At 71.4% G+C, this 23,004-nt stretch carries 20 protein-coding genes; 3 read left to right on the top strand and 17 right to left on the bottom strand.

The window, feature by feature from the left end:
* Positions 1–104: 104 nt before the first annotated feature.
* From aroQ to ACF07V_RS16270, 11 genes are all read right to left on the bottom strand, one after another.
* Positions 105–551 carry a type II 3-dehydroquinate dehydratase gene (gene aroQ / locus ACF07V_RS16320; protein WP_392154690.1) on the bottom strand — a complete coding sequence of 149 codons (447 nt, stop codon included), beginning with the start codon at positions 549–551 and terminating at the stop codon, positions 105–107.
* Positions 548–1,645: a 3-dehydroquinate synthase gene (gene aroB, locus ACF07V_RS16315; protein WP_389238305.1), complete on the bottom strand. Its 1,098-nt coding sequence runs from the start codon at positions 1,643–1,645 to the stop codon at positions 548–550. Before aroB ends, aroQ begins: the two co-directional genes overlap by 4 nt.
* Positions 1,642–2,160 (bottom strand): shikimate kinase, encoded by a 519-nt coding sequence (locus ACF07V_RS16310; protein ID WP_392154688.1) that lies wholly within the window; start codon positions 2,158–2,160, stop codon positions 1,642–1,644. The genes aroB and ACF07V_RS16310 overlap by 4 nt, the downstream gene beginning before the upstream one ends.
* Complete coding sequence (aroC, locus tag ACF07V_RS16305; protein ID WP_392154686.1) at positions 2,157–3,341, bottom strand: chorismate synthase; 1,185 nt, start codon at positions 3,339–3,341, stop codon at positions 2,157–2,159. Before aroC ends, ACF07V_RS16310 begins: the two co-directional genes overlap by 4 nt.
* Before the next feature lie 114 nt (positions 3,342–3,455).
* Positions 3,456–3,710 carry a hypothetical protein gene (locus tag ACF07V_RS16300; protein ID WP_392154685.1) on the bottom strand — a complete coding sequence of 85 codons (255 nt, stop codon included), beginning with the start codon at positions 3,708–3,710 and terminating at the stop codon, positions 3,456–3,458.
* 37 nt (positions 3,711–3,747) lie between these two features.
* A complete protein-coding gene (locus ACF07V_RS16295; RefSeq protein WP_392154683.1) occupies positions 3,748–4,590 on the bottom strand; it encodes a shikimate dehydrogenase in 843 nt (280 codons plus the stop codon).
* Positions 4,571–6,325: an endolytic transglycosylase MltG gene (gene mltG, locus ACF07V_RS16290; RefSeq protein WP_392154681.1), complete on the bottom strand. Its 1,755-nt coding sequence runs from the start codon at positions 6,323–6,325 to the stop codon at positions 4,571–4,573. The genes ACF07V_RS16295 and mltG overlap by 20 nt, the downstream gene beginning before the upstream one ends.
* A 102-nt stretch (positions 6,326–6,427) precedes the next feature.
* Positions 6,428–6,892, bottom strand: coding sequence for a Holliday junction resolvase RuvX (gene ruvX, locus ACF07V_RS16285; RefSeq protein WP_030693079.1), 465 nt, complete (start codon positions 6,890–6,892; stop codon positions 6,428–6,430).
* Between the two features lie 2 nt (positions 6,893–6,894).
* Complete coding sequence (alaS, locus tag ACF07V_RS16280) at positions 6,895–9,579, bottom strand: alanine--tRNA ligase (protein WP_392154679.1); 2,685 nt, start codon at positions 9,577–9,579, stop codon at positions 6,895–6,897.
* On the bottom strand, positions 9,579–9,932 hold the full coding sequence (locus tag ACF07V_RS16275) for a DUF6167 family protein (protein ID WP_392154677.1): 354 nt from the start codon (positions 9,930–9,932) through the stop codon (positions 9,579–9,581). Before ACF07V_RS16275 ends, alaS begins: the two co-directional genes overlap by 1 nt.
* 6 nt (positions 9,933–9,938) lie before the next feature.
* The gene (locus ACF07V_RS16270; protein WP_392154676.1) at positions 9,939–10,376 is read right to left on the bottom strand and encodes a DUF948 domain-containing protein; all 438 of its coding nucleotides are present in this window, start codon (positions 10,374–10,376) and stop codon (positions 9,939–9,941) included.
* Positions 10,377–10,533: 157 nt separating this feature from the next.
* On the opposite strand from ACF07V_RS16270, the gene ACF07V_RS16265 reads away from it, so the two are divergent.
* Positions 10,534–12,750 (top strand): ATP-binding protein, encoded by a 2,217-nt coding sequence (locus ACF07V_RS16265; protein WP_392154674.1) that lies wholly within the window; start codon positions 10,534–10,536, stop codon positions 12,748–12,750.
* 61 nt (positions 12,751–12,811) lie between these two features.
* On the opposite strand, the gene rpsD is transcribed toward ACF07V_RS16265, so the two are convergent.
* The 5 genes from rpsD to ACF07V_RS16240 all read right to left on the bottom strand — a co-directional run bounded on the left by rpsD (position 12,812) and on the right by ACF07V_RS16240 (position 17,914).
* Positions 12,812–13,426 (bottom strand): 30S ribosomal protein S4, encoded by a 615-nt coding sequence (rpsD, locus tag ACF07V_RS16260; protein ID WP_041128255.1) that lies wholly within the window; start codon positions 13,424–13,426, stop codon positions 12,812–12,814.
* Between the two features lie 354 nt (positions 13,427–13,780).
* The gene (locus tag ACF07V_RS16255; protein WP_392154922.1) at positions 13,781–15,133 is read right to left on the bottom strand and encodes a replication-associated recombination protein A; all 1,353 of its coding nucleotides are present in this window, start codon (positions 15,131–15,133) and stop codon (positions 13,781–13,783) included.
* 42 nt (positions 15,134–15,175) lie between these two features.
* A complete protein-coding gene (locus ACF07V_RS16250; protein WP_392154672.1) occupies positions 15,176–15,802 on the bottom strand; it encodes a vitamin K epoxide reductase family protein in 627 nt (208 codons plus the stop codon).
* Positions 15,803–15,935: 133 nt separating this feature from the next.
* Positions 15,936–17,198 carry a histidine--tRNA ligase gene (gene hisS, locus ACF07V_RS16245; RefSeq protein ID WP_392154670.1) on the bottom strand — a complete coding sequence of 421 codons (1,263 nt, stop codon included), beginning with the start codon at positions 17,196–17,198 and terminating at the stop codon, positions 15,936–15,938.
* Between the two features lie 8 nt (positions 17,199–17,206).
* Entirely contained in the window at positions 17,207–17,914 is a 708-nt protein-coding gene (locus tag ACF07V_RS16240; protein WP_392154668.1) for an MBL fold metallo-hydrolase, read from the bottom strand.
* A gap of 162 nt (positions 17,915–18,076) precedes the next feature.
* Here ACF07V_RS16240 and ACF07V_RS16235 point away from each other — a divergent pair, with 162 nt between their 5' ends.
* A complete protein-coding gene (locus ACF07V_RS16235) occupies positions 18,077–18,871 on the top strand; it encodes a peptidylprolyl isomerase (protein WP_392154666.1) in 795 nt (264 codons plus the stop codon).
* Between the two features lie 199 nt (positions 18,872–19,070).
* On the top strand, positions 19,071–20,300 hold the full coding sequence (locus tag ACF07V_RS16230; protein ID WP_392154665.1) for a DUF349 domain-containing protein: 1,230 nt from the start codon (positions 19,071–19,073) through the stop codon (positions 20,298–20,300).
* Positions 20,301–20,367: 67 nt separating this feature from the next.
* On the opposite strand, the gene ACF07V_RS16225 is transcribed toward ACF07V_RS16230, so the two are convergent.
* Positions 20,368–22,830: a RelA/SpoT family protein gene (locus ACF07V_RS16225; protein ID WP_392154664.1), complete on the bottom strand. Its 2,463-nt coding sequence runs from the start codon at positions 22,828–22,830 to the stop codon at positions 20,368–20,370.
* Between the last annotated feature and the right edge of the window lie 174 nt (positions 22,831–23,004).

The raw sequence follows: 23,004 nt of genomic DNA, 5'->3' as shown, positions 1-23,004 counted from the left end.
GTCCGTGGACGGCGGAACGTTACCGCCCCCTGCCCCCACAGGGGGAACGGCCGGGGACGCCCCCTGGTGCCCTGTCGGGCTCCGTCAGGCCCCGTCGGGCTCGGTCACTCGGCGAGTTCCTCGGCGAGCGCCCGCAGCGCCAGCCGGTAGGAACCGATCCCGAACCCGGCGACCGTCCCGGTCGCCACGGCCGCGACGACCGAGGTGTGCCGGAACTCCTCACGGGCGTACGGGTTCGAGATGTGCACCTCGATCAGCGGGGCGGTCCGCTGGGCGGCCGCGTCCCGCATCCCGTACGAGTAGTGCGTGAAGGCGCCGGGGTTGATCACGACGGGGACCGAGCGGTCCGCGGCCTCGTGGAGCCAGCGGATCATCTCGCCCTCGTCGTTGGTCTCCCGCACCTCGACGTCGAAGCCGAGCTCCGCGCCGAGGGTCCGGCAGGACTCGACGAGCCCCTTGTACGAGGTGGCGCCGTAGATGTCGGGCTCGCGGGAGCCGAGACGGCCCAGGTTGGGGCCGTTGAGCACCAGAACCGGACGCGTCTCGGTCACGCGGACACCTCGCCGTACGCCGCGATCAGGACGGCCGGGTCCGGGCCCTCCAGGACGGTCGGCTTGCCGAGCCCGTCGAGCACGATGAAGCGCAGCAGGTCGCCGCGGGACTTCTTGTCGACCCGCATGGTCTCCAGGAGCTTCGGCCACTGGTCGCCGCGGTAGGTGAGCGGCAGGCCGACGGACTCCAGGATCGCCCGGTGCCGGTCGGCGGTGGCGTCGTCGAGCCGCCCGGCGAGACGGCCGAGCTCGGCGGCGAAGACCATGCCGACGGAGACGGCGGCGCCGTGGCGCCACTTGTACCGCTCGTTCTTCTCGATGGCGTGGGCGAGGGTGTGGCCGTAGTTGAGGATCTCGCGGCGGCCGGACTCCTTGAGGTCGCCGGAGACGACCTCCGCCTTGACCTTGATCGAGCGGACGAGTAGCTCGGCGGTGTGCGGACCGGCCGGGGTACGGGCGGCCTGCGGGTCCTCCTCGATGAGGTCGAGGATCACCGGGTCGACGATGAAGCCGGCCTTGATGATCTCCGCGAGCCCGCTGACGTAGTCGTGCACCGGCAGCGAGTCCAGCGCCGCGAGGTCGCAGAGGACCCCGGCGGGCGGGTGGAAGGCGCCGACGAGGTTCTTGCCCTCGGCGGTGTTGATGCCGGTCTTGCCGCCGACGGCCGCGTCGACCATGGCCAGGACGGTGGTCGGCACGGCGATCCAGCGCACGCCCCGCAGCCAGGTCGCGGCCACGAAGCCCGCCAGGTCGGTGGTGGCGCCGCCGCCGACACCGACGACGACGTCGCTGCGGGTGAAGCCGGTCTGGCCCAGCGCCTTCCAGCAGTAGGCGGCGACCTCGGCGGTCTTCGCCTCCTCGGCGTTGGGCACCTGGATGGCGACCGCCTCGTAGCCCTGCTCGGCGAGGTCGGCGCGGAGCGCCTCGCCGGTGTCGGCGAGCGCCTCCGGGTGGATCACGGCGACCCGCTTGGCCTGGGTGCCGATCAGGCCGGGCAGCTCACCGAGGAGCTGCCGCCCGACCAGTACCTCGTACGGATCGGTGCCCGCGGAACCGCCGACCTGGATACGGGTCACCTGGTCCTGGTCCGTCATACGTCCTTCAACTCCAGTGCGTCGAGGACCGCCTGGGCGACCTCTTCGGGGGTGCGCTCGTCCGTGCTGACGACGACCCGGGCGACTTCGGTGTACAGATGGCGGCGCGCCTCCATCAGCTCGCGCCACTGGCGGCGCGGGTTGATGGCGAGCAGCGGCCGCGCGGTGTTCAGGCCGACGCGGCGGACCGCCTCCTCGACGTCCATCGAGAGGTACGCGACGGGCAGCCCGGCGAGCAGGGCGCGGGTCCCGGCGTCCAGGATCGCGCCGCCGCCGAGGGCGAGAACGCCCTCGTGCTCGGCGACGGCCGTGGCGACCGCGGCCCGCTCCAGGGCGCGGAAGTGCTCCTCGCCGTCCTCGACGAAGATGTCGGAGATCTCGCGTCCTTCGGCGGCGACGATGTCGGCGTCCGTGTCCCGGTAGGGCGCGCCGAGCCGTTCGGCCAGGAGCGCGCCCACCGTGGACTTGCCGGAGCCCATGGGCCCGACGAGGACGACCAGGGGTCCGCCGGTCACCGGATGGTCAGGTGGTCGAGGTACGACCGCACGTTGCGGCGGGTCTCGGGCACGCTGTCGCCGCCGAACTTCTCGACGACCGCGTCCGCGAGGACGAGCGCGACCATGGCCTCGGCGACGATGCCGGCGGCGGGGACGGCGCACACGTCGGAGCGCTGGTGGTGGGCGGCCGCGGCCTCGCCGGTGGCGACGTCGATCGTGGCCAGGGCGCGCGGGACGGTCGCGATCGGCTTCATCGCGGCGCGGACGCGCAGCAGCTCGCCGGTGGTCAGACCGCCCTCGGTGCCGCCGGAGCGGCCGGAGGTGCGCTTGATGCCGTCCTCGGTGCGCACGATCTCGTCGTGGGCCTTCGAGCCGGGCACGCGGGCGAGCTCGAAGCCGTCGCCGACCTCGACGCCCTTGATGGCCTGGATGCCCATGAGGGCGGCGGCGAGCCGGGCGTCGAGACGACGGTCCCAGTGGACGTGCGAGCCGAGCCCGACGGGCACGCCGTAGGCGAGGACCTCGACGACGCCGCCGAGGGTGTCGCCGTCCTTGTGGGCCTGGTCGATCTCGGCGACCATCGCCTTCGACGCGTCGGCGTCGAGGCAGCGGACCGGGTCGGCGTCGAGCTTCTCGACGTCGGCGGGGGTCGGGTAGACGCCGTACGGAGCCTTGGCGGCGGCCAGCTCGACGACGTGCGAGACGATCTCGATGCCGGCGGCCTCCTTGAGGAAGGACCGGGCGACGGCGCCGAGGGCGACACGGGCGGCGGTCTCCCGGGCGCTGGCGCGCTCCAGGATCGGCCGGGCCTCGTCGAAGCCGTACTTCTGCATGCCGGCGAGGTCGGCGTGGCCGGGCCGGGGCCGGGTCAGGGGCGCGTTGCGGCCCGTCTCCTTGAGCTCCGAGGGGTCGACCGGGTCGGCCGACATGACCTTCTCCCACTTGGGCCACTCGGTGTTGCCGACCATGACGGCGATCGGGGAACCGAGGGAGAGTCCGTGCCGGACGCCGCCGAGGAAGGTGACCTCGTCCTGCTCGAACTTCATGCGGGCGCCACGCCCATAGCCGAGGCGTCGCCGCGCGAGGTGGTCCGCCACCAGCTCAGTGGTGACCGGGACGCCGGCGGGAAGACCCTCCAGCGTCGCGACCAGCGCGGGTCCGTGGGATTCCCCAGCGGTCAGCCAACGCAACCTGCTCAACGATGCTCCTCATGCTCGCGCCTGGGCACTGCAACGACGCGGCCGGGTGCGCGGCCCTGGCCCGCCACCCCCGATCCTCCCACGTCCGGGGGACGAACCGGCCCTCCGGTCCAGCTATCGGACGTCGGCCTCGCTCTCCTGGACGGCCTCGCCGCTCCCGTGGTCGGCCTCGCTGTGCTCCAGGGGCGCGCCGAACCGCTCGCGCAGCCAGTCGAGGCCGTGGTGGACGAGCAGGGTGCAGCCCAGCGCGAGCAGTGGATACCTCACCCATTCGGGCAAGTCGTGGCGGAACCCCATGACGACCGCGCGCACGATGTCCCAGGACACGTCCCATCGCGAGGCCAGGACGAATTCCCCACCCGTGTCCACTGCCGCTCCCCCGTGATCGACTCGGTACGGATGGAGCCTACCGAGCCGCCAGCGCCTGCTCCCCCGCCGCCCGCATGGCCGCGAGCGGGGCCCTCGGGACGCCCGTCATCTGTTCGACCTGGAGGACGGCCTGGTGGACGAGGAGGTCGAGGCCGCCGACGACCTTGCCGCCGCGGTCGGACCAGGCGGCCGCGAGGGCCGTCGGCCAGGGGTCGTACAGGACGTCGAAGAGGGTGCCGACCCGGTCGGGGACGTCGTTCGCCAGGGCGTTGGTGGTGCCGGCCGGGGTGGTCGCGACGACCAGCGGCTCGCCGAAGGCCTCCGCCGCGCGCTCCCAGTCGGCGGTACGGACGTCCACGCCGAGCCGCTCGCCCCAGCCGCGCATCTCCTCGGCCCGTGCCTCGCTCCGTACGTAGGCGGTGACGGGGCCCGCGCAGATCCGGGCGAGGGCGGCGAGCGCTGAGGAGGCGGTGGCGCCGGCGCCGAGGACGGCCGCCGACTCCACCTTCTCGACGCCCCGCTCGCTCAGCGCGGCGATCATGCCGGGGATGTCGGTGTTGTCGCCGACCCGGCGCCCGTCCTCCCGGAGGACGACGGTGTTGACGGCCTCCACGGAGGCGGCCGTGTCGCTGATCTCGTCGAGCAGCGGGATGATCGCCCGCTTGAGCGGCATGGTCAGCGAGAGCCCGGCCCAGGTCGCGTCCAGCTCGCCGACGAAGCCGGGCAACGCGGCCTCGTCGACCTCGAAGCGCTCGTACGACCAGTCGGTCAGCCCGAGCTCCGCGTACGCGGCCCGGTGCAGGACCGGGGAGAGCGAGTGGGCGATCGGCGAACCGAGGACGGCCGCGCGGCGGCGCGCCTCACTGGCCGGAGTTGGCATTGAACTTGTCCTTCAGCTTGAGGAACTCCGCGTGCGTCTTGGCGAACTCGGTCTTGTTCCTGCCGTCCGTGGCCACGAAGTAGATCCAGCCGTCGTTCGTGGGGTTGAGCATGGAGGCCAGCGCCTCGCCGCCCGGGTTGCTGATCGGTCCCGGCGGGAGCCCCTTGTGCTTGTACGTGTTGTACGGGTCGGTGTTGGTGTTCGCCTCTTGCTCGGAGATCTTGATCTCGCTCTGACCCTTCAGGTAGTTGAGGGTCGAGTCGAACTGGAGCAGCTGGTACGTCTCGCGGTTGTCCGGCTGGAGGCGGTTGTAGACGACCTCGGCCATCTTGCGGAAGTCGTCGTGGGTCTTGCCCTCCGCCTGGACCAGGCTCGCGACCGTGAGGAGCTCCCAGGGCCCCTTGACCCCGAGCTCCTTCGCCTTCCCGTCCAGATCGAGCTTGGTGTACTCCTGGTTCGCGCGCGACACCATCTTGCGGAGCGCGTCCTCGGGCTTGCCGCCCTTGGCGACCGGGTAGCTCGCCGGGAAGAGGAAGCCCTCCAGCGGGTCCTTGACGTCCTCGTGGTTCTTGGCCCAGTCGGGCAGGCCGAGCGAGTCCGCCTTCGCGAATGCGATCTTCTTCGTGGTGCCGGGCGTGAGGTCGAGACGCTCGTCGAGCTTCTCGTAGACCCAGGCGTTCCGCTTGCCCTCGGGGATGATCAGGTTGGCCTGGCTGGCCGGGTTCAGCATCAGCGTGACCGCGGCCTCGGCCGACATCCCCTTCTTCAGGGTGTAGGCACCCGCCTGGATCGACAGACCCCGGGGGTTCTTCTGCTGCGCCGAGACGAAGGCGTCGACGCTCTTGACGACGCCCGCCTTCTTGAGGATGTTGCCGATCTCATAGCCGCCCGCGGCCTTCGGGATCTCGACCTGGACCTCGCCACTGCCCGCGCCCACGAAGTCGGGGGCCGCGCCGAACTCGCCCTGCCAGAACTGGTAGCCGAAGTAGCCGACGCCGCCGACGCCGCCGGCCAGGACGAGGGCGACGACCAGGCAGGCCACGCCGTTCTTGCCTTTGCGTTTCTTCGCTTTGCTCCGGCGTTCGCGGTCGTCGTCGCGGGAGCCGCGGCCGCGCCCCGGCTCCTCGTCGTAGTCGTCGTCCTCGTCGTCGCCACCGGTGAAGAAGGGGTGCTTCTCCTCCTCCGGCTCCGGGTGCGCCTCTTCCTCCGGCGCCCAGTCGACGACCGGCTCCGGCGGGTGCTGCCGGCGGCCGGGCGGCTGGGGCGGCGGGTACGCCTCGGGCGTGCCGTACAGGTCCGGGTTCTGGCCGCCGTACGGATCGGCCGGCGGCGCGCCGTAGGCCATCGCCGCCTGGCCGGTCTCCCAGCCGCCGTCGTACTGCTGTGCGGGGTGCCCGGGCGGGTCGTAACCGCCCGGGTATCCCGTCTGGTACTGCTGCGGCTGCTGGTACTGCTGATGCTGCGCCTGCTGCTGGTACTGGGGATCGACGTACTGCTGCTGGGGCTGCTGCTGGTACTGCTGCTGCGCCTGCTGCTGGTACGGGTCGCCCCCGTAGCCCTGCCCGGCGTGACCGCCCTGGGCGTACGGGTCCGCGTAGCCCTGGCCGCCGTGGCCGTACTGGTTCGGCTGCTGCGGGTGCGGGTACTGCTGCTGGCCCTCCCACCCCTGGTCCCCGTAGAGCGGGTCCCCGGGGTGCCACGGTTCGGAGCCAGAGCCCCGGCCATACTCAGTCATCGATCCCCAAAACAGCCGCGAGGCTTCCGGACGATCCGCCTCTACGTAGTGCGGCAGCTGTTCGAACACCGCCGCATCGCGCGGAACGTTACCGTATCGCGATCAGATGACCACTTCGACGCCCTCGCCGGGCGGATTACCTGATACCCGTTCGGACTCAAGAGCGTTCTGAAGGATGATCACAGCGGCGGCCTGGTCGATCACGGACCGCCCCTTCTTCGCCTTCACGCCCGAGGCCCGCAGGCCCTGGGTCGCGGTGACGGTGGTCATCCGCTCGTCGACGAGCCGGACCGGCACCGGGGCGATGCCCTTGGCCATCTCCCGCGCGAAGGCGCGGACCTTGGTCGCGGCCGGGCCCTCCCGCCCGCTGAGCGAGCGGGGCAGGCCCACGACGACCTCGATGGGCTCGTACTCCTCGACGATCTGGCGGAGCCGCCGGTGGGCGGCCGGGACGTCACGTCCCGGCACGGTCTCCACCGGCGTCGCGAGGACCCCGTCGGGGTCGCACGAGGCGACCCCGATCCGGGCGTCCCCGACGTCGACCGCGAGACGGCGGCCGCGGCGCATCGTCACGCCGTCTCCACCACGAGGCGCTCGACCGCGGCGATGGCCTCGCCGACGGCCTCCGGGTTCTGGCCGCCGCCCTGGGCGACGTCCGGCTTGCCGCCGCCACCGCCACCGAGGGTCTTGGCGGCCGTGCGGACCAGCTCGCCGGCCTTGAGACCGCGCTCGCGGGCGGCCTCGTTGGTGGCGATGACCGTCAGCGGCTTGCCGCCCACCGTGGTGAACAGGGCCACGACGGTCGGGCGGTCGGACGCCCCCGACAGTTGATCCAGCCGGCCGCGGACGTCCAGGACCAGCTTGCGCAGGTCGTCGGCGCCGGTGCCGTCCGGGACCTGCCCGGTGACGAGGGCGACGCCGCGGATGTCACGGGCGGAGTCCACGAGCCCGGCGGCGGCCTGGAGGACCTTCTCCGCGCGGAACTTCTCGATCTCCTTCTCGGCGTCCTTGAGCTTGCCGAGCATCGAGGAGATCTTCTCCGGCAGCTCCTCCGGACGGCCCTTGACGAGCTCCTGGAGCTGGGCGACGACCGTGTGCTCGCGGGCGAGGAAGTTGTACGCGTCGACGCCGACGAGGGCCTCGATGCGGCGCACGCCGGAGCCGATGGACGACTCGCCGAGCAGCTTCACCAGACCCAGCTGGGCGGTGTTGCCGACGTGCGTACCGCCGCACAGCTCCTTGGAGAAGTCGCCGATGGTGACGACACGGACCTGCTCGCCGTACTTCTCGCCGAACTCGGCGATGGCGCCCTGGCGCTTGGCCTCGTTGATCGGCATGACCTCGGCGTGGACCTCCAGCTCGCGCGAGAGGACCTCGTTGATCTTCTGCTCGACGTCGGTGAGGACGGCGCCGGGGACGGCGTTCGGCGAGCCGAAGTCGAAGCGGAAGCGGCCGGGCTGGTTCTCGGAACCGGCCTGGGCGGCCGTCGGGCCGAGGGCGTCACGCAGGGCCTGGTGCGTCAGGTGCGTGGCGGAGTGGGCGCGGGCGATGGCCCGGCGGCGCTTGACGTCGATGGTGGCGTAGGCGGTGGAGCCCACGGTCACCTCGCCGACCTGCACGGAGCCCTTGTGGACCGAGACGCCCGGGACCGGCTGCTGGACGTCGCGGACCTCGATGACGGCGCCGCTGTGCAGCTTGATGCGGCCCTGGTCGGCGATCTGGCCGCCGCCCTCGGCGTAGAAGGGGGTGCGGTCGAGGACGACCTCGACCTCGTCGCCCTCGGAGGCGGCCGGCGAGGGGACGCCGTTCACGAGGAGGCCGACGACCGTGGTCTCGCCCTCGGTGTTGGTGTAGCCCGTGAACTGGGTGGCGCCGTTGCTGTCGGCGATCTCCCGGTACGCGGTCATGTCGGCGTGGCCGGTCTTCTTGGCCTTGGCGTCGGCCTTGGCCCGGTCCCGCTGCTCCTTCATCAGGCGGCGGAAGCCGTCCTCGTCCACGGAGAGGCCCTGCTCGGCGGCCATCTCCAGGGTGAGGTCGATCGGGAAGCCCCAGGTGTCGTGGAGCAGGAAGGCCTTCTCGCCGGCGAGGATCGTGCCGCCGGCGGCCTTGGTCTCCGTGACGGCGGTGTCGAGGATGTTCGTGCCGCCCTTGAGGGCCTTGAGGAAGGCGGCCTCTTCGGCGAGGGCGACGGTCTCGATGCGCTTGCGGTCGGTGACCAGCTCCGGGTACTGCTCGCCCATCGTGTTGATCACGGTGTCGACGAGGTCCTGGACGACCGGGCCGGTGGCGCCGAGGAGGCGCATGTTGCGGACGGCGCGGCGCATGATGCGGCGCAGGACGTAGCCGCGGCCCTCGTTGCCGGGGGTGACGCCGTCGCCGATGAGCATCACGGAGGTGCGCATGTGGTCGGCGACCACGCGGAGCGAGACGTCGCTCTCGTGGGCCTTGCCGTAGTCGACGCCGGTGAGTTCGGTGGCCTTGTCGATGACGACCTTGAGGGTGTCCGTCTCGTACATGTTCTGGACGCCCTGGAGGATCATCGCCAGGCGCTCCAGGCCGAGGCCCGTGTCGATGTTCTTCGACGGCAGCTCGCCGAGGATCGGGAAGTCGTCCTTGCCGGAGCCCTCACCGCGCTCGTACTGCATGAAGACCAGGTTCCAGATCTCCACGTACCGCTCGTCGTTGACGGCCGGGCCGCCCTCGACGCCGAAGTCGGGGCCACGGTCGTAGTTGATCTCGGAGCACGGGCCGCAGGGGCCGGGGACGCCCATCGACCAGTAGTTGTCCTTCTTGCCGAGGCGCTGGATGCGCTCGGCGGGGACGCCGACGACGTCGCGCCAGATCTGCTCGGCCTCGTCGTCCTCCTGGTAGACGGTGATCCAGAGCTTCTCCGGCTCGAGCCCGTAGCCGCCGTGCTCCACCGGGGTGGTCAGCAGCTCCCAGGCGAGCTTGATGGCGCCTTCCTTGAAGTAGTCGCCGAAGGAGAAGTTGCCGCACATCTGGAAGAACGTGCCGTGCCGGGTGGTCTTGCCGACCTCCTCGATGTCCGGCGTGCGCACGCACTTCTGCACGCTGGAGGCGCGCGTGAAGGGAGGCTTGACCTCGCCCAGGAAGTAGGGCTTGAACGGCACCATGCCGGCCGGGACGAGCAGCAGAGTCGGGTCGTCCGCGATGAGCGACGCCGAAGGGACGACGGTGTGCCCGCGCTCCTCGAAGAAGCTCAGCCAGCGGCGGCGGATTTCAGCCGACTCCATCAGTGGTCCTCATTCCGGTTGTACGAACTCGAAGGCATCTTGGAAAACGAATAGGTGGTCGGGCGCGCGGCCTGGCCGAGCGCGGCCCTCCGGCGCGGCTCCGGGAGCTCCGGGCCCTGGTCCACGGGGGCGTCAAGGCCGAGCGCCTCGCCCAGCTCGGCCTCCCGCTGGACCATGCCCGCCCTCACGTCGAGGGCGAAGTCCTTGAGGCGGTGGCCGGTCTCGAGAGCCTTGTTCGCCGCCTGGGCCGCGAGGCTCTCGGGGGTCAGCTGCTTCAGCTTCCGGTTGACCTTGGTGGTGGCCCACACGCCGGCGGCTGCGCCGGCCGTGAACCAGAACGTGCGGCGGAACATCGCGGCTCAGCCCTTCTGCTTCCGGCGTCGCGAGGACGGCACGGTACGGCCGACGATCACAGTACGGCCGACAGCGCTCCGCGGCGCGTCCTGCGCGTCACGGCCCCGGCCGAGCGCCTTGCGGACGCCGTAGCCGAAGGCGGCCACCTTGACGAGCGGGCCGCCGAAGGTGGAGGCGACGGTCGTGGACAGCGCGGAGGCGTTGGAGGTGACCTCCTGGACGTCCGAGGCGATGGCGTCGACCCGGTCGAGCTGGGTCTGCGCCGAGCGGACGGTCGCGGAGGCGTCGGCCAGCAGGGGAACGGCCTGCTCGGTCACGTCCGCCACCAGCTTGGTGGTCGCCCTGAGCGTCTGCGCCAGCCTCACCAGCACCACGGCGAGGAAGGAGACGAGGATCGCCCAGAACACGGCCACCAGGATCCCGGCAACCTCTCCACCGGTCACTGTGCACCGCTCTCTGCTGTCGTTGGGCCTTGTGAAAGTCGTCCCCCGACCCTATCGCGCCCGGGCTGTCCTGCCGTACCGCATTACCGCCCGTGGGACGGGAGTTGCGGCAACCCGATTGTACGGAGCGCGTGCGGGTGAGTACGCTCCGTGTCCCATGCGACGGAGCAATCTACCGGCAGAGCTGAACCGGTTCGTCGGACGGGCCGCCGAGCAGGCCGCACTGACGGCGCTCCTCGAGACATCCCGCCTGGTCACGGTCGTGGGCGTCGGCGGGGTCGGCAAGACGCGCCTGGCACTGCGGGCTGCCGCGGGAGCGCAGAAACGCTACGGCGAAGGGGTGCGGCTCGCCGAGCTGGCGCCGCTGCGCGACCCGGACCTGGTCGCGTACGCCCTGGTCGAGGCGCTCGGGCTCACCGACCACACGCCGAAGGCACCGCGCGAGGTCCTCGTCGAGCACCTCGCGGAGCGGCGGATGCTGCTGGTCGTGGACGGTTTCGAGCACCTGGTGGAGAGCTGTGCGCCGCTGGTGCGGGAGCTCCTCGCCCACGCGCCCGGTCTCACCGTGCTCGCGGTCGGCCGGCGGCCGCTGCGGGTCGCGGGCGAGGCCGTGTTCGCGCTGTCCCCGATGGGCGAGGCGGACGCGGTGGCGCTGCTCGCGGAGCGGGCGGCGGAGGCGGGCGCGCCGGTGGTGCCGGTGACTCCGGCCGTCCCGCTCGTCCCGGGTACGGGGCCGGTCCTGGCCCCGGAGCCCGGTACGGCGGCCGTACGGGAGCTGTGCCGGCGGCTCGACGGCATCCCGCTCGCCCTCGAACTCGCGGCCGGCCGCCTTCCGCTCCTCTCCGTGGAGCAGATGCTGCACCGTCTCGACGACCGCTTCCGGCTCCTGACGGACGGGGAGCGCGGGGTCCTCCCCCGCCATCAGACGCTGCGCACCGCGATCGGCTGGAGCCACGAGCTGTGCACCCCCGAGGAGCGGCTGCTGTGGGCACGGCTCTCGGTGTTCGCCGGCCCCTTCGACCTGGAGGCGGTGGAGTACGTGTGCGGGAGCCGGGAGCTGCCGCCCGAGCGGATCCTCGACCAGCTCGGGGGCCTGCTCGCGCAGTCGCTGCTGTCGCGGGAGGACACGCCCGCGGGCCCCGCCTACCGGCTGCTGGACACGGTCGCCGCGTACGGGGCGGAGTGGCTGGCGGCGCTCGGCGACACGGACCGGATGCGGCGGCGGCACCGCGACTGGTACATGGGCCTCGCCACCTGGTGCGAGCTGGAGTGGTTCAGCCCCCGCCAGCCGGAGGTGGCGGCCCGTACGGACGCGGCGCTGCCCAATCTGCGGGCGGCGCTCGACCTGTGCCTCGAACTCCCGGAGGACGCCCATCTCGCCCAGCATCTGGCGGGCACGCTCTGGTTCGCCTGGGTCGGCTGCGGGCGCCTCTCGGAGGGCCGGCACTGGCTGGAGCGGGCGCTCGCGCTGGAGTCCGGGCACGAGGAGGCCCGGCTCAAGGCGCTGTGGGTGCTCGGGTACGTGGCGGTGCTCCAGGGCGACGGCACGGCCGCGGTGGCGGCGCTCCACGAGTGCGGGGAGCGGGCCCGGTCCTCGCGCAACGCGCTGGCGGAGGCGTACGCGACGCACCGGATGGGCTGCCTCGCACTGCTCTCGGACGATCTGCCGCGGGCCGAGTCGCTGATCGGGCGGGCCCTGGACTCCTACCGGGAGCTCGGCGAGCTGAACAGCAACGTGCTGATGGGCCAGGTCGAGGTGGCGATGGCCCGGGCCTTCCGGGGCGACCTGGAGGGGGCGGTCGCGATCTGCCGTGAGGTGCGGGAGGTCTGCGAGGAGCGCGGGGAGCTCTGGACCCGGGCCTACGCCCTCTACGTCCTGGCGTACTCGGCGTGGACCCGGGACGCGTTCGGGGAGGCACGGGAGCTGCTCACCGAGTGCGTCTCGATCAACCACACCTTCCGTGACCTGGTCGGTCTCGTCCTGGCGATCGAGCTGCTCGCGCTCGTGACGGTCAGCGAGGGGGATCCCGCGGAGGCGGCGGTCCTGCAGGGCGCCGTGGTGCCGGTGTGGGACACGGTGGGCATCCGCCTCTTCGGCTCGGAGGCCTTCGACGGGCCGCGGGCGCTGTGCGAGCAGCGGGCGGCGGAGGCCCTGGGTGCGGAGGCGTTCGGCGTCGCGGTCCAGGAGGGCCGGGGTCTCCCGCTCGACGAGGTCGTGGAGCGCGCGCTCGCGAGGCGCCGGGATCCGGCCCTCGTCGGTCCGGCGGACGCGACGGCCCCGCGTCCGTTCCGTACGGGCAGGTCGGCGGGGGTCCCGGGAACGCGGAAGCCCGCCGGCTCCCCCACCGGAAAGGGCGGGGAAGCGGCGGGCTGAACACCGCGTGGGTGGTACTACTCCCCCAGCGCTGCCGCTGGGGGTGCCGCCAATGCCGAGATCAGCGGGCGTAGTACTCGACGACCAGCTGCTCGTCGCAGATGACCGGGATTTCCTTGCGGTTCGGGTCGCGGTCGAGGCGGAAGGCCAGGGCCTTCAGGTTGACCTGCAGGTAACGCGGGGTCTCGCCGTCGGCGGCGAAGCCACCCTCACGGGCCATCTCGAACAGCGGCTTGTTGCGGCTGCGCTCGCGGACCATGACGACGTCGTCCGGACGGACACGGAACGACGGCTTGTCGACCTTGCCACCGTTGACCTGGATGTGACCGTGCACGACCATCTGGCGGGCCTGGTAGATGGTGCGGGCGATGCCCGAACGCAGGACCAGGGCGTCGAGGCGACGCTCGAGCTCGACGACCAGCGCCTCGCCCGTCTTGCCTTCGGCCTTCTTGGCGCGGTCGTAGGCGCGCGCCATCTGGCGCTCGCTGATGTCGTACTGGGCGCGCAGACGCTGCTTCTCGAGCAGACGGACCTTGTAGTCCGAGTTCTGCTTGCGGCCACGGCCGTGCTCGCCCGGCGGGTAGGGGCGGGCCTCGAAGTACTTGACGGCCTTCGGGGTCAGCGCGATGCCGAGGGCACGCGACTTCTTGACCTTGGGACGGGACTGGTTCGCCATGAACCAACCTCTCTATCTGTACGAATACGGCTTCACCAGGGTTAGGGGAGGTCGCATCCGCAGCCCGGGAAACCCGTCTGGTCCGTATGGGACGGACCTGCCGGGCAGCCGCTCCCAGGTCTGGGCACATACGTGCAGCACGCGAACGACCCATCGCCGCTCCCGGGAATCCGGGTGGTGATGGGTGGCCCGCGACACCTTCGAAGGTGCGCGACGCTCCTGGAAACCCCGCCCGAGGGCCGGGTCTCCGGCTGACTGTCCCGTTCTGGTGGTGCCGACCGGGGTCGGGCACGGGACGCAGCAATCCGGACCAGTGTACCGGGTCCACGGGGCGGCCTCGCACCGGGGACGGTTCTAGTCGTCGCCCTTCAGGCGCGCCCGCACCCGCTCCACCACGTCCGCGTATCTCGCCTCCGCCCCGTGGCGCGTGGGTTCGTAGTACTGGCGGCCGTGGATCGAGTCCGGGGCGTACTGCTGGGCCGCGATGCCGCCCGGTACGTCGTGGGGGTACACGTACCCCTGGGCGTGGCCCAGCTTCGCCGCGCCCTTGTAGTGGCCGTCGCGCAGGTGCGGGGGGACCGAGCCCGCGAGACCGTTGCGGACGTCGGCGAGGGCGGCGCCGATCGCGGTCGTCGCGGAGTTCGACTTCGGGGCGAGTGCCAGGGCGATGGTGGCGTGGCTCAGGGTGAGGGCCGCCTCGGGGAAGCCGATCATGGCGACGGCCTGCGCGGCGGCGACGGCGATCGGCAGGGCGTTGGGGTCGGCGACGCCGATGTCCTCGCTCGCGGAGATCATCAGCCGGCGGGCGATGAAGCGCGGGTCCTCCCCCGCCTCGATCATCCGCGCCAGGTAGTGCAGGGCCGCGTCCACGTCCGAGCCGCGGATCGACTTGATGAGCGCGCTGGCCACGTCGTAGTGCTGGTCGCCGTCCCGGTCGTACTTGACGGCCGCGCGGTCGACGGTCTCCTCGACGGTCTGGAGGGTGATCTCCGGCTCGCCCTTGGCGATCGCCGCGCCCGCCGCCGCCTCCAGGGCGGTCAGGGCCCGCCGGGCGTCGCCGCCGGCGACGCGCAGGAGGTGCGCCTCGGCGTCCTCCGGCAGGGTCACGGCCCCGCCGAGTCCCCGCTCGCCGGTGAGCGCCCGGGCCATCAGGCCCTTCAGGTCCTCGTCGGTCAGCGGCTCCAGGGTGAGGAGCAGGGAGCGGGAGAGGAGGGGGGAGATGACGGAGAAGTACGGGTTCTCGGTGGTGGCGGCGATCAGCGTCACCCAGCGGTTCTCGACGGCCGGCAGGAGCGAGTCCTGCTGGGCCTTGGAGAAGCGGTGGATCTCGTCGAGGAAGAGGACGGTCTCCTTGCCGTAACCGCCGACCGCGCGCCGGGCGCCGTCGATGACGGCCCGGACCTCCTTGACGCCGGCGGTGATCGCGGACAGCTCCACGAAGCGCTTGTTCGTCGCCTTCGACACGACGTACGCCAGGGTCGTCTTCCCGATTCCCGGCGGGCCCCACAGGATCACCGAGGAGGCGCCGGCGGGGCCGCCGTCGCCGTCCCCGACGAGTCGGCGCAGCGGCGATCCGGGCTTGAGCAGGTGCTGCTGCCCCACCACCTCGTCGAGGGTGCGGGGGCGCATCCGGACGGCCAGCGGGCTGCTGGCCGGGTCCTTCTCCTGGCGGTCTTCGGCTGCTGCGGTAAAGAGGTCGGGCTCCACAGTCATGAAGCCTAGGTCACCGCACCGACAGCCCGGCCTCCGTCAGCTGGTCCAGAAGTCCCACCAGCGGGTCAGGATCAGCATGCCGATGATCCCGATGTGCAGGACCGGCAGGATCCAGGTGAACTCGTCGAAGAAGGTCTTCAGGCCGCCGGGGGCGGGGATCACGCCGAGGCGCACGTTGTGCGAGGTGACGTACCAGAACATGACGATGGTGGCGACCCAGGCGAGGCAGCACCACAGGCAGAGCGCGTTGATCTCGTACAGCGACTGGTACATCAGCCAGGTGCAGAAGCCGACGCCGAAGAGCGTTCCGGCGTTGAGGCCGAGCCAGTACCAGCGGCGGTAGCGGGCCCCGGCCAGCAGGCCGACGCCGATCGCGATCACCATGGCGTAGGTGACGAGGCCGAGCATCGGGTTGGGGAAGCCGAAGGCCGAGGCCTGCTCGCTCTTCATGATGCTGCCGCAGGAGACGATCGGGTTGAGGCTGCAGCCCGGGGTGAAGTTGGGGTCCTCGAGGAGCTTGAACTTGTCGATGGTGATGACCCAGGCGGCGAGCAGTCCGGCCGCTCCGGTGATCACGAGGAGCCACGAGAAGGCCCGGCTCGCTCCGATCGTGCCGCCGCCGTCCCGGCCGGAGCCGACCTCGTCCACCGCTGCCTTCGCCATGTCACCTTTTCCCTCGCTCGACCGGCCTTGTGGGCACGGTCATTCTGCAACACCGACCTGTCGTCCGGCCGTTCGCGGGAGATAAGGAAAGGGCCCGGACCACAGTGCGGTCCGGGCCCTTCCTCACGGCGGATCAGGCCAGCTTGGCCCGTACGGCGTCCACGAGCTCGTCCAGGGAGACGGCCTGCTGCTCGCCGGACTCCATGTCCTTGAGCTGCACGACGCCCTCGGCGAGGTCGCGCTCGCCGGCGACGACGGCGAGGCGGGCACCGGAGCGGTTGGCGTCCTTCATGGCGCCCTTGAGGCCCTTGCCCCCGAAGGAGAAGTCGGCGGCGACGCCGGCCCTGCGGAGCTCGGTGACCTTGCCGAAGAGGAGGCGGCGGGCCTCCTCGCCGATGGCGACGGCGAAGACGCTGGTGGCGGCGGGGATGTCGAGCTCGACGCCCTCCGCCTCCAGGGCGAGGACCGTGCGGTCCACGCCGAGCGCCCAGCCCACCGACGGCAGCGCGGGGCCGCCGATCATCTCGGAGAGGCCGTCGTAGCGGCCGCCGCCGCCGACCGCCGACTGCGAGCCCAGACCGTCGTGCACGAACTCGAAGGTGGTGCGGGTGTAGTAGTCCAGGCCGCGCACCAGCTTCGGGTCGTCCTCGAAGACGACGCCCGCCGCGGTGATCAGGGCGCGCACCTCCTCGTGGTACGCCTTGCACGCGTCGCACAGGTAGTCGCGCAGGAGCGGGGCGTCGACCAGCTGCTTCTGGACGTCGGCCCGCTTGTCGTCGAGGACGCGCAGCGGGTTGATCTCGGCGCGGCGCAGGGTCTCCTCGTCCAGGTCGAGACCGCGCAGGAAGGTCTGCAGGGCCTCGCGGTAGACGGGGCGGCACTCCTTGTCGCCGAGCGAGTTCAGCAGGATGCGGAAGTTCCGCAGACCCAGCGAGCGGTACGCCTCGTCGGCCAGGATGATCAGCTCGGCGTCGAGCGCCGGGTCCTCGGCGCCGATCGCCTCGGCGCCGACCTGGGAGAAGTGCCTGTAGCGGCCCTTCTGCGGGCGCTCGTAGCGGTAGTACGAGCCGGAGTACCAGAGCTTGACCGGCAGGTTTCCCTGCTTGTGGAGGTTCGCCTCCAGGGCGGCGCGCAGCACGGAGGCGGTGCCCTCGGGGCGCAGGGCGAGCTTGTCGCCGCCCTTGGTCTCGAAGGCGTACATCTCCTTGCTGACGATGTCGGTGGACTCGCCGACGCCGCGGGCGAAGAGGTTCACGTCCTCGAAGCCGGGGGTCTCGACGTAGCCGTAGCCGGACTTGCGCAGCGGTCCGGAGATCGCGTCCCGGACCGCCAGGTACTTGGCGGAGTAGGGCGGGATCAGGTCGTACGTGCCCTTGGGGGCCTTGAAGGTGCTCACGAAAGTCGTCACATTCCTCGTCGGGGAGCGTCCGTGCTCCCGAGGCCGGCGGCCACGTCCCGAAGGTAGGGGTTCGTGGCGCGCTCCTGGCCGATGGTCGTCTGGGGACCGTGTCCCGACAGCACCACGGTCGAGTTGTCGAGCGGCAGGCACACGCGGGCCAGCGACGCGAGCATCTCGTCCATGTCACCGCCGGGAAGGTCGGTGCGTCCGATGGAGCCGGCGAACAGCAGATCCCCGGAGAAGAACACGGAGGGGATCTCCGTGGTCTGGGGCATCCGGAAGGTCACCGACCCCTTGGTATGGCCGGGCGCGTGGGCGACGGAGAACTCCAGACCGGCGAGCTTCAGCTGGGAGCCGTCGGTGAGCTCGCGCACGTCGTCGGGCTCTCCCACGGTCAGCTCGCCCATGAGGGGCATCCCGATGGAGCGGCCGAGGGCCTTCTCCGGGTCGCTCATCATGTAGCGGTCGGACGGGTGGATCCACGCGGGGACGTCATGGGCGCCGCACACCGGGACGACGGAGGCGACGTGGTCGATGTGTCCATGGGTGAGGACGACGGCGACGGGCTTGAGCCGATGCTTCTTCAGCGTCTCCTCGACACCCTGGGTGGCCTGGTGGCCCGGGTCGATGATGACGCACTCCTCGCCTGCGGCGGGGGCGACCAGATAGCAGTTGGTCCCCCAGGCCCCGGCGGGGAACCCGGCAATCAGCACGTTCGTCCTTAGTTGTCGTCCGGCACGCGGGCGCGGAACTCGTGGAAACACGGAATGCGGCAGATCAGAGCCTACCGGCGGTGCCGGTTCCACAGCCAACCCGTATACGGTACGGGCACATCCGGCCAGGACAGGAACAACCGAGCGACAGGAGCGGACCCGGTGGTCACCAGCGATCAGCGGCGGCGGCAGCTTGCCAGGGAGAAGTACGCGCGGCAGCAGCAGCGGCGGGAGGAGAACCGGCGCAAGGCGAAGCGCCGCAACACCGTCATCGCGGCCTCCCTCGCGGTGGTGCTGGCCGCGGGCGGAGCCGTCTACGCCTCCGTGGCACTGACGGACGACTCCTCGAAGGGCTCGGACAACGTGGCGACCGACACGCCCACCACCCCGGCGCCCACGGAGAGCGAGTCGGCGAGCCCGGAGCCGAAGCTGACCGTGGACCAGAAGGCCACGTACGCCATGGCCCTCAAGACGAACGAGGGCGAGATCACGATCGCCATGGACGCGGCGAAGACCCCGCACACGGTGAACTCCTTCAAGCACCTCGCCGACAAGAAGTACTTCGACGGGACCAAGTGCCACCGCCTCACGACGGACGGCATCTACGTGCTCCAGTGCGGCGACCCCAAGGGCGACGGCACCGGCGGCCCCGGCTACACGATCCCCGACGAGAACCTGACCGCCCTCGGCAAGGCGGGCGCGGACGGCACGGTGACCTTCCCGGCCGGCACCGTCGCCATGGCCAACACGGGACAGCCGGGCTCCGGCGGCTCGCAGTTCTTCCTCGTCTACAAGGACACCAAGCTGCCGCCGACCTACACCCCCTTCGGGAAGATCGACGCGGCGGGCCTGAAGGCGGTCCAGGACGTGGCGAAGGCCGGTGTCGAGGGCGGCGCCACGGACGGCGCCCCCAAGAAGCCGGTCACCATCGAGAAGGCGACCGTCACCAAGAAGTGAGCCCGCTCGTCCGCACGCCGGCGTGACCGTCCAATCTCGGTCGCGCTGAGTGCGGACAGCCGGGCCGCCGTTCGCCTAGATTGGCGTTGTGCAGCGTGGGCCGTCGGCCGCGCTGCGATGGCGGGCGAGGCCCGCCGGGAAACTGTGGACGATGCCCGGGGGGTACGACCCCGCGACGGCATCATGGTGAGGAGGCGCTGTGAGCAGCGACCCGTGGGGCCGTGTCGACGAGACGGGCACCGTGTACGTGCGGACGGCCGAGGGCGAGAAGGTCGTCGGATCGTGGCAGGCCGGCACCCCTGAGGAGGCCCTGGCCTACTTCGAGCGCAAGTACGAGGGCTTGGTTGTCGAGATCGGCCTCCTCGAGAAGCGGGTGAGGACCACCGACCTCTCCGCGAAGGACGCCACCGCGGCGATCGAGCACATCCGGCAGCAGGTCGACGAGCACCACGCCGTCGGTGACCTGGCCGCGCTCGCGACCCGCCTCGACAAGCTCGTCGAGACGGTCGACTCGCGCCGTGAGGAGCGCAAGGCCCAGAAGGCCAAGCAGACCGACGAGGCGCGCACCGCCAAGGAGAAGCTCGTCACCGAGGCCGAGGAGCTGGCCCAGAGCGAGCAGTGGCGCTCCGCGGGCGAGCGGCTGCGGGCGCTCGTGGACACCTGGAAGGGCCTTCCCCGGCTCGACCGCAAGTCCGACGACGAGCTGTGGCACCGGTTCTCGCACGCCCGCTCGGCGTTCTCGAAGCGGCGCAAGGCGCACTTCGCGTCGCTCGACGCCCAGCGCGAGGACGCCCGCAAGGCGAAGGAGCGTCTGGTCGCCGAGGCGGAGTCGCTGTCGAACTCCACCGACTGGGGCAACACGGCGGCCCGCTACCGCGAGCTGATGGCGGAGTGGAAGGCGGCCGGCCGCGCCCAGCGCGAGCACGAGGACGACCTGTGGAACCGCTTCCGCGGCGCCCAGGACGTCTTCTTCGCGGCGCGCAGCGAGGTCTTCGCCGAGCGGGACGCGGAGCAGACCGAGAACCTCAAGCTGAAGGAGGAGCTCGCGACCGAGGCCGAGAAGCTGGTGCCGGTGACGGACCTGAAGGCGGCGCGCGCGGCCTTCCGTTCCCTCAACGAGCGCTGGGAGGCCATCGGCCACGTCCCGCGTGACGCCCGTCCCAAGGTCGAGGGCCGGATGCACACGGTGGAGCGGGCGATCCAGGAGGCCGAGGAGGCCGAGTGGCGCCGGACGAACCCGGAGGCGCGTGCGCGTGCCGCCGGTCTGACCGGTCAGCTGCAGGACGCCGTGGAGAAGCTGCGCAAGCAGATCGACGCGGCCCGTGCCGCCGGCAACGACGCCAAGGCCGACAAGCTGGCGCGTGAGCTGGAGGGCCGTCAGGCCCTGCTCGACCAGGCGCTGAAGGGCCTGGAGGAGTTCGGCGGCTGACGCCCCGGACCCGCTGGTACGAGGAAGGCCCCCGGCATCGCGCCGGGGGCCTTCCTCGTGGGTGCCGCTACGGCCGGCGGGCCGAGGTCACGCGGTAGACGTCGTAGACGCCCTCCACGCCCCGTACGGCCTTCAGGACGTGGCCCAGGTGCTTCGGGTCGCCCATCTCGAAGGTGAAGCGGGAGGTGGCCACCCGGTCGCGGGAGGTCTGGACGGCCGCCGACAGGATGTTGACGTGCTGGTCCGAGAGGACCCGGGTGACGTCGGAGAGGAGCCGGGAGCGGTCCAGGGCCTCGACCTGTATGGCGACGAGGAAGACCGAGGACTGGGTCGGGGCCCACTCGACCTCCAGGATCCGCTCCGGCTCCCGGGACAGCGACTCCACGTTGACGCAGTCGCTGCGGTGGACCGACACGCCGCTGCCCCGGGTGACGAACCCGATGATCGGGTCGCCGGGCACGGGCGTGCAGCAGCGGGCCAGCTTCACCCAGACGTCCTCGACGCCCTTGACGACGACACCGGGGTCGGCGCTGGAGCGGCGCTTGGAGCGGCCGCGCGTCGGCGGGGCGGCCTCCTCGATGTCCTCGGTGGCCGCCTCCTCGCCGCCGAGGGCCTGGACCAGCTTCTGCACGATGGACTGGGCCGTGACATGGCCCTCGCCGATCGCCGCGTACAGCGAGGAGATGTCGGTGTAGCGCATCTCGTGGGCGAGGGTGACGAGGGAGTCGCCGGTCAGGATCCGCTGGATCGGCAGGTTCTGCTTGCGCATGGCCCGCGCGATGGCGTCCTTGCCCTGCTCGATGGCCTCGTCGCGGCGCTCCTTGGAGAACCAGGCGCGGATCTTGTTGCGGGCGCGCGGGGACTTGACGAAGCCCAGCCAGTCGCGGGAGGGCCCGGCGCCGGCGGCCTTGGAGGTGAAGACCTCGACCAGGTCGCCGTTGTCGAGGGTCGATTCGAGGGGCACGAGCCGCCCGTTGACCCGCGCTCCTATCGTGCGGTGGCCGACCTCGGTGTGGACCGCGTACGAGAAGTCGACGGGGGTGGCGCCGGCGGGCAGCGCGATGACGTCGCCCTTCGGCGTGAAGACGAAGACCTCGTTGCGGGAGAGGTCGAAGCGCAGGGACTCCAGGAACTCGCTGGGGTCCTCGGTCTCCTTCTGCCAGTCGAGGAGCTGGCGGAGCCACGCCATGTCGTTGAGGTGGTCGTCCTTGCCGGCCTTCTTCGGCACGTCGGCGCGGACCTTGGAGGCGCCGGCGACGGCCTCCTGCTTGTACTTCCAGTGCGCGGCGATGCCGTACTCGGCGCGCCGGTGCATGTCGAAGGTCCGGATCTGGAGCTCGACGGGCTTGCCGTTGGGCCCGATGACCGTCGTGTGCAGCGACTGGTACATGTTGAACTTCGGCATCGCGATGTAGTCCTTGAACCGGCCGGGGACCGGGTTCCATCGCGCGTGGACGGTGCCGAGGGCCGCGTAGCAGTCGCGGACGGTGTCCACGAGGACGCGGATGCCGACCAGGTCGTAGATCTCCGCGAAGTCACGGCCGCGGACGATCATCTTCTGGTAGACGCTGTAGTAGTGCTTCGGGCGGCCGGTGACGGTCGCCTTGATGCGGGCGGCCCGCAGGTCGGCCTGGACCTCGTCGGTCACTATCGCGAGGTACTCGTCCCGCTTGGGGGCGCGCTCGGCGACGAGCCGGACGATCTCGTCGTACATCTTGGGGTAGAGGATCGCGAAGGCGAGGTCCTCCAGCTCCCACTTGATGGTGTTCATGCCCAGGCGGTGGGCCAGGGGCGCGTAGATCTCGAGGGTCTCGCGGGCCTTCTTCTCCTGCTTCTCCCGCTTGAGGTAGCGCATCGTGCGCATGTTGTGCAGGCGGTCGGCGAGCTTGATGACCAGGACGCGCGGGTCCTTGGCCATGGCGACGACCATCTTGCGGACGGTCTCGGCCTGCGCGGCCTCGCCGAACCGGACCTTGTCGAGCTTGGTGACGCCGTCGACGAGGAGCGTGACCTGGTCGCCGAAGTCCCGGCGCAGGTCCTCCAGGCCGTACTCGGTGTCCTCGACGGTGTCGTGGAGCAGTCCGGCCATCAGGGTCGCCGGGTCCATGCCGAGCTCGGCGAGGATGGTGGTGACGGCGAGCGGGTGCGTGATGTACGGGTCGCCGCTCTTGCGCTTCTGGCCGCGGTGCCAGCGCTCGGCGACCTGGTAGGCCCGCTCGACCTGGCGGAGCGTCGCCGTCTCGATCTTGGGGTCGTTGGAGCGGACGATCCGCAGCAGCGGTTCGAGGACCGGGTTGTACGGGGAGGAGCGCTGGACACCGAGCCGGGCGAGGCGGGCGCGGACGCGGTTGGACGAGCCGCCGGAGCGGGCGGGCGCCGGCCGCTCGGGGGCGGCGGGCGCGGGGGCGGGCGCAGCCGGCGTGGGCCTGGTCTCCGCCGGCTTGTTCTGGGGCGTGCCGGTCCCCGGCGCGGCCTTCTCGGCCTTCGGGTCGGGCTGCGCGGCGGAGAGTGACTGGGCCTCGTCTGGCAAGAGCGCTCCTCGTGCGGTGCCGGGTCCCCCGGTCAGGCCCGGAAAGGCCATGGTATCGAGCCAACCGTTCCCGTGCTCACGCGCCCGTGTTTCGGACGGCTCCCGGAGGGGCAGCGCCCCGCGGCCGGGGGGTGTTCCGGAGAACGCGGAGGGGCGCCCCGGGGATTCCCCGGA

Origin of the sequence: Streptomyces sp. NPDC015661 (genome assembly GCF_043077765.1) — a bacterium.
In the GTDB taxonomy this organism is placed as follows: domain Bacteria; phylum Actinomycetota; class Actinomycetes; order Streptomycetales; family Streptomycetaceae; genus Streptomyces.
The sequence above is the reverse complement of the archived record's forward strand: the minus strand, read 5'-3'. Positions and strand labels throughout refer to the sequence as shown.

What these genes read in the sequence shown, in the direction of transcription:
- ACF07V_RS16295 (WP_392154683.1), bottom strand. Translation starts at nt 4,590, where the DNA reads ATGCCAACTCCGGCCAGTGAGGCGCGCCGCCGCGCGGCCGTCCTCGGT.
- mltG (WP_392154681.1), bottom strand. Translation starts at nt 6,325, where the DNA reads ATGACTGAGTATGGCCGGGGCTCTGGCTCCGAACCGTGGCACCCCGGG.
- alaS (WP_392154679.1), bottom strand. Translation starts at nt 9,579, where the DNA reads ATGGAGTCGGCTGAAATCCGCCGCCGCTGGCTGAGCTTCTTCGAGGAG.
- ACF07V_RS16275 (WP_392154677.1), bottom strand. Translation starts at nt 9,932, where the DNA reads ATGTTCCGCCGCACGTTCTGGTTCACGGCCGGCGCAGCCGCCGGCGTG.
- rpsD (WP_041128255.1), bottom strand. Translation starts at nt 13,426, where the DNA reads ATGGCGAACCAGTCCCGTCCCAAGGTCAAGAAGTCGCGTGCCCTCGGC.
- ACF07V_RS16265 (WP_392154674.1), top strand. Translation starts at nt 10,534, where the DNA reads ATGCGACGGAGCAATCTACCGGCAGAGCTGAACCGGTTCGTCGGACGG.
- aroB (WP_389238305.1), bottom strand. Translation starts at nt 1,645, where the DNA reads ATGACGGACCAGGACCAGGTGACCCGTATCCAGGTCGGCGGTTCCGCG.
- ACF07V_RS16250 (WP_392154672.1), bottom strand. Translation starts at nt 15,802, where the DNA reads ATGGCGAAGGCAGCGGTGGACGAGGTCGGCTCCGGCCGGGACGGCGGC.
- ruvX (WP_030693079.1), bottom strand. Translation starts at nt 6,892, where the DNA reads ATGCGCCGCGGCCGCCGTCTCGCGGTCGACGTCGGGGACGCCCGGATC.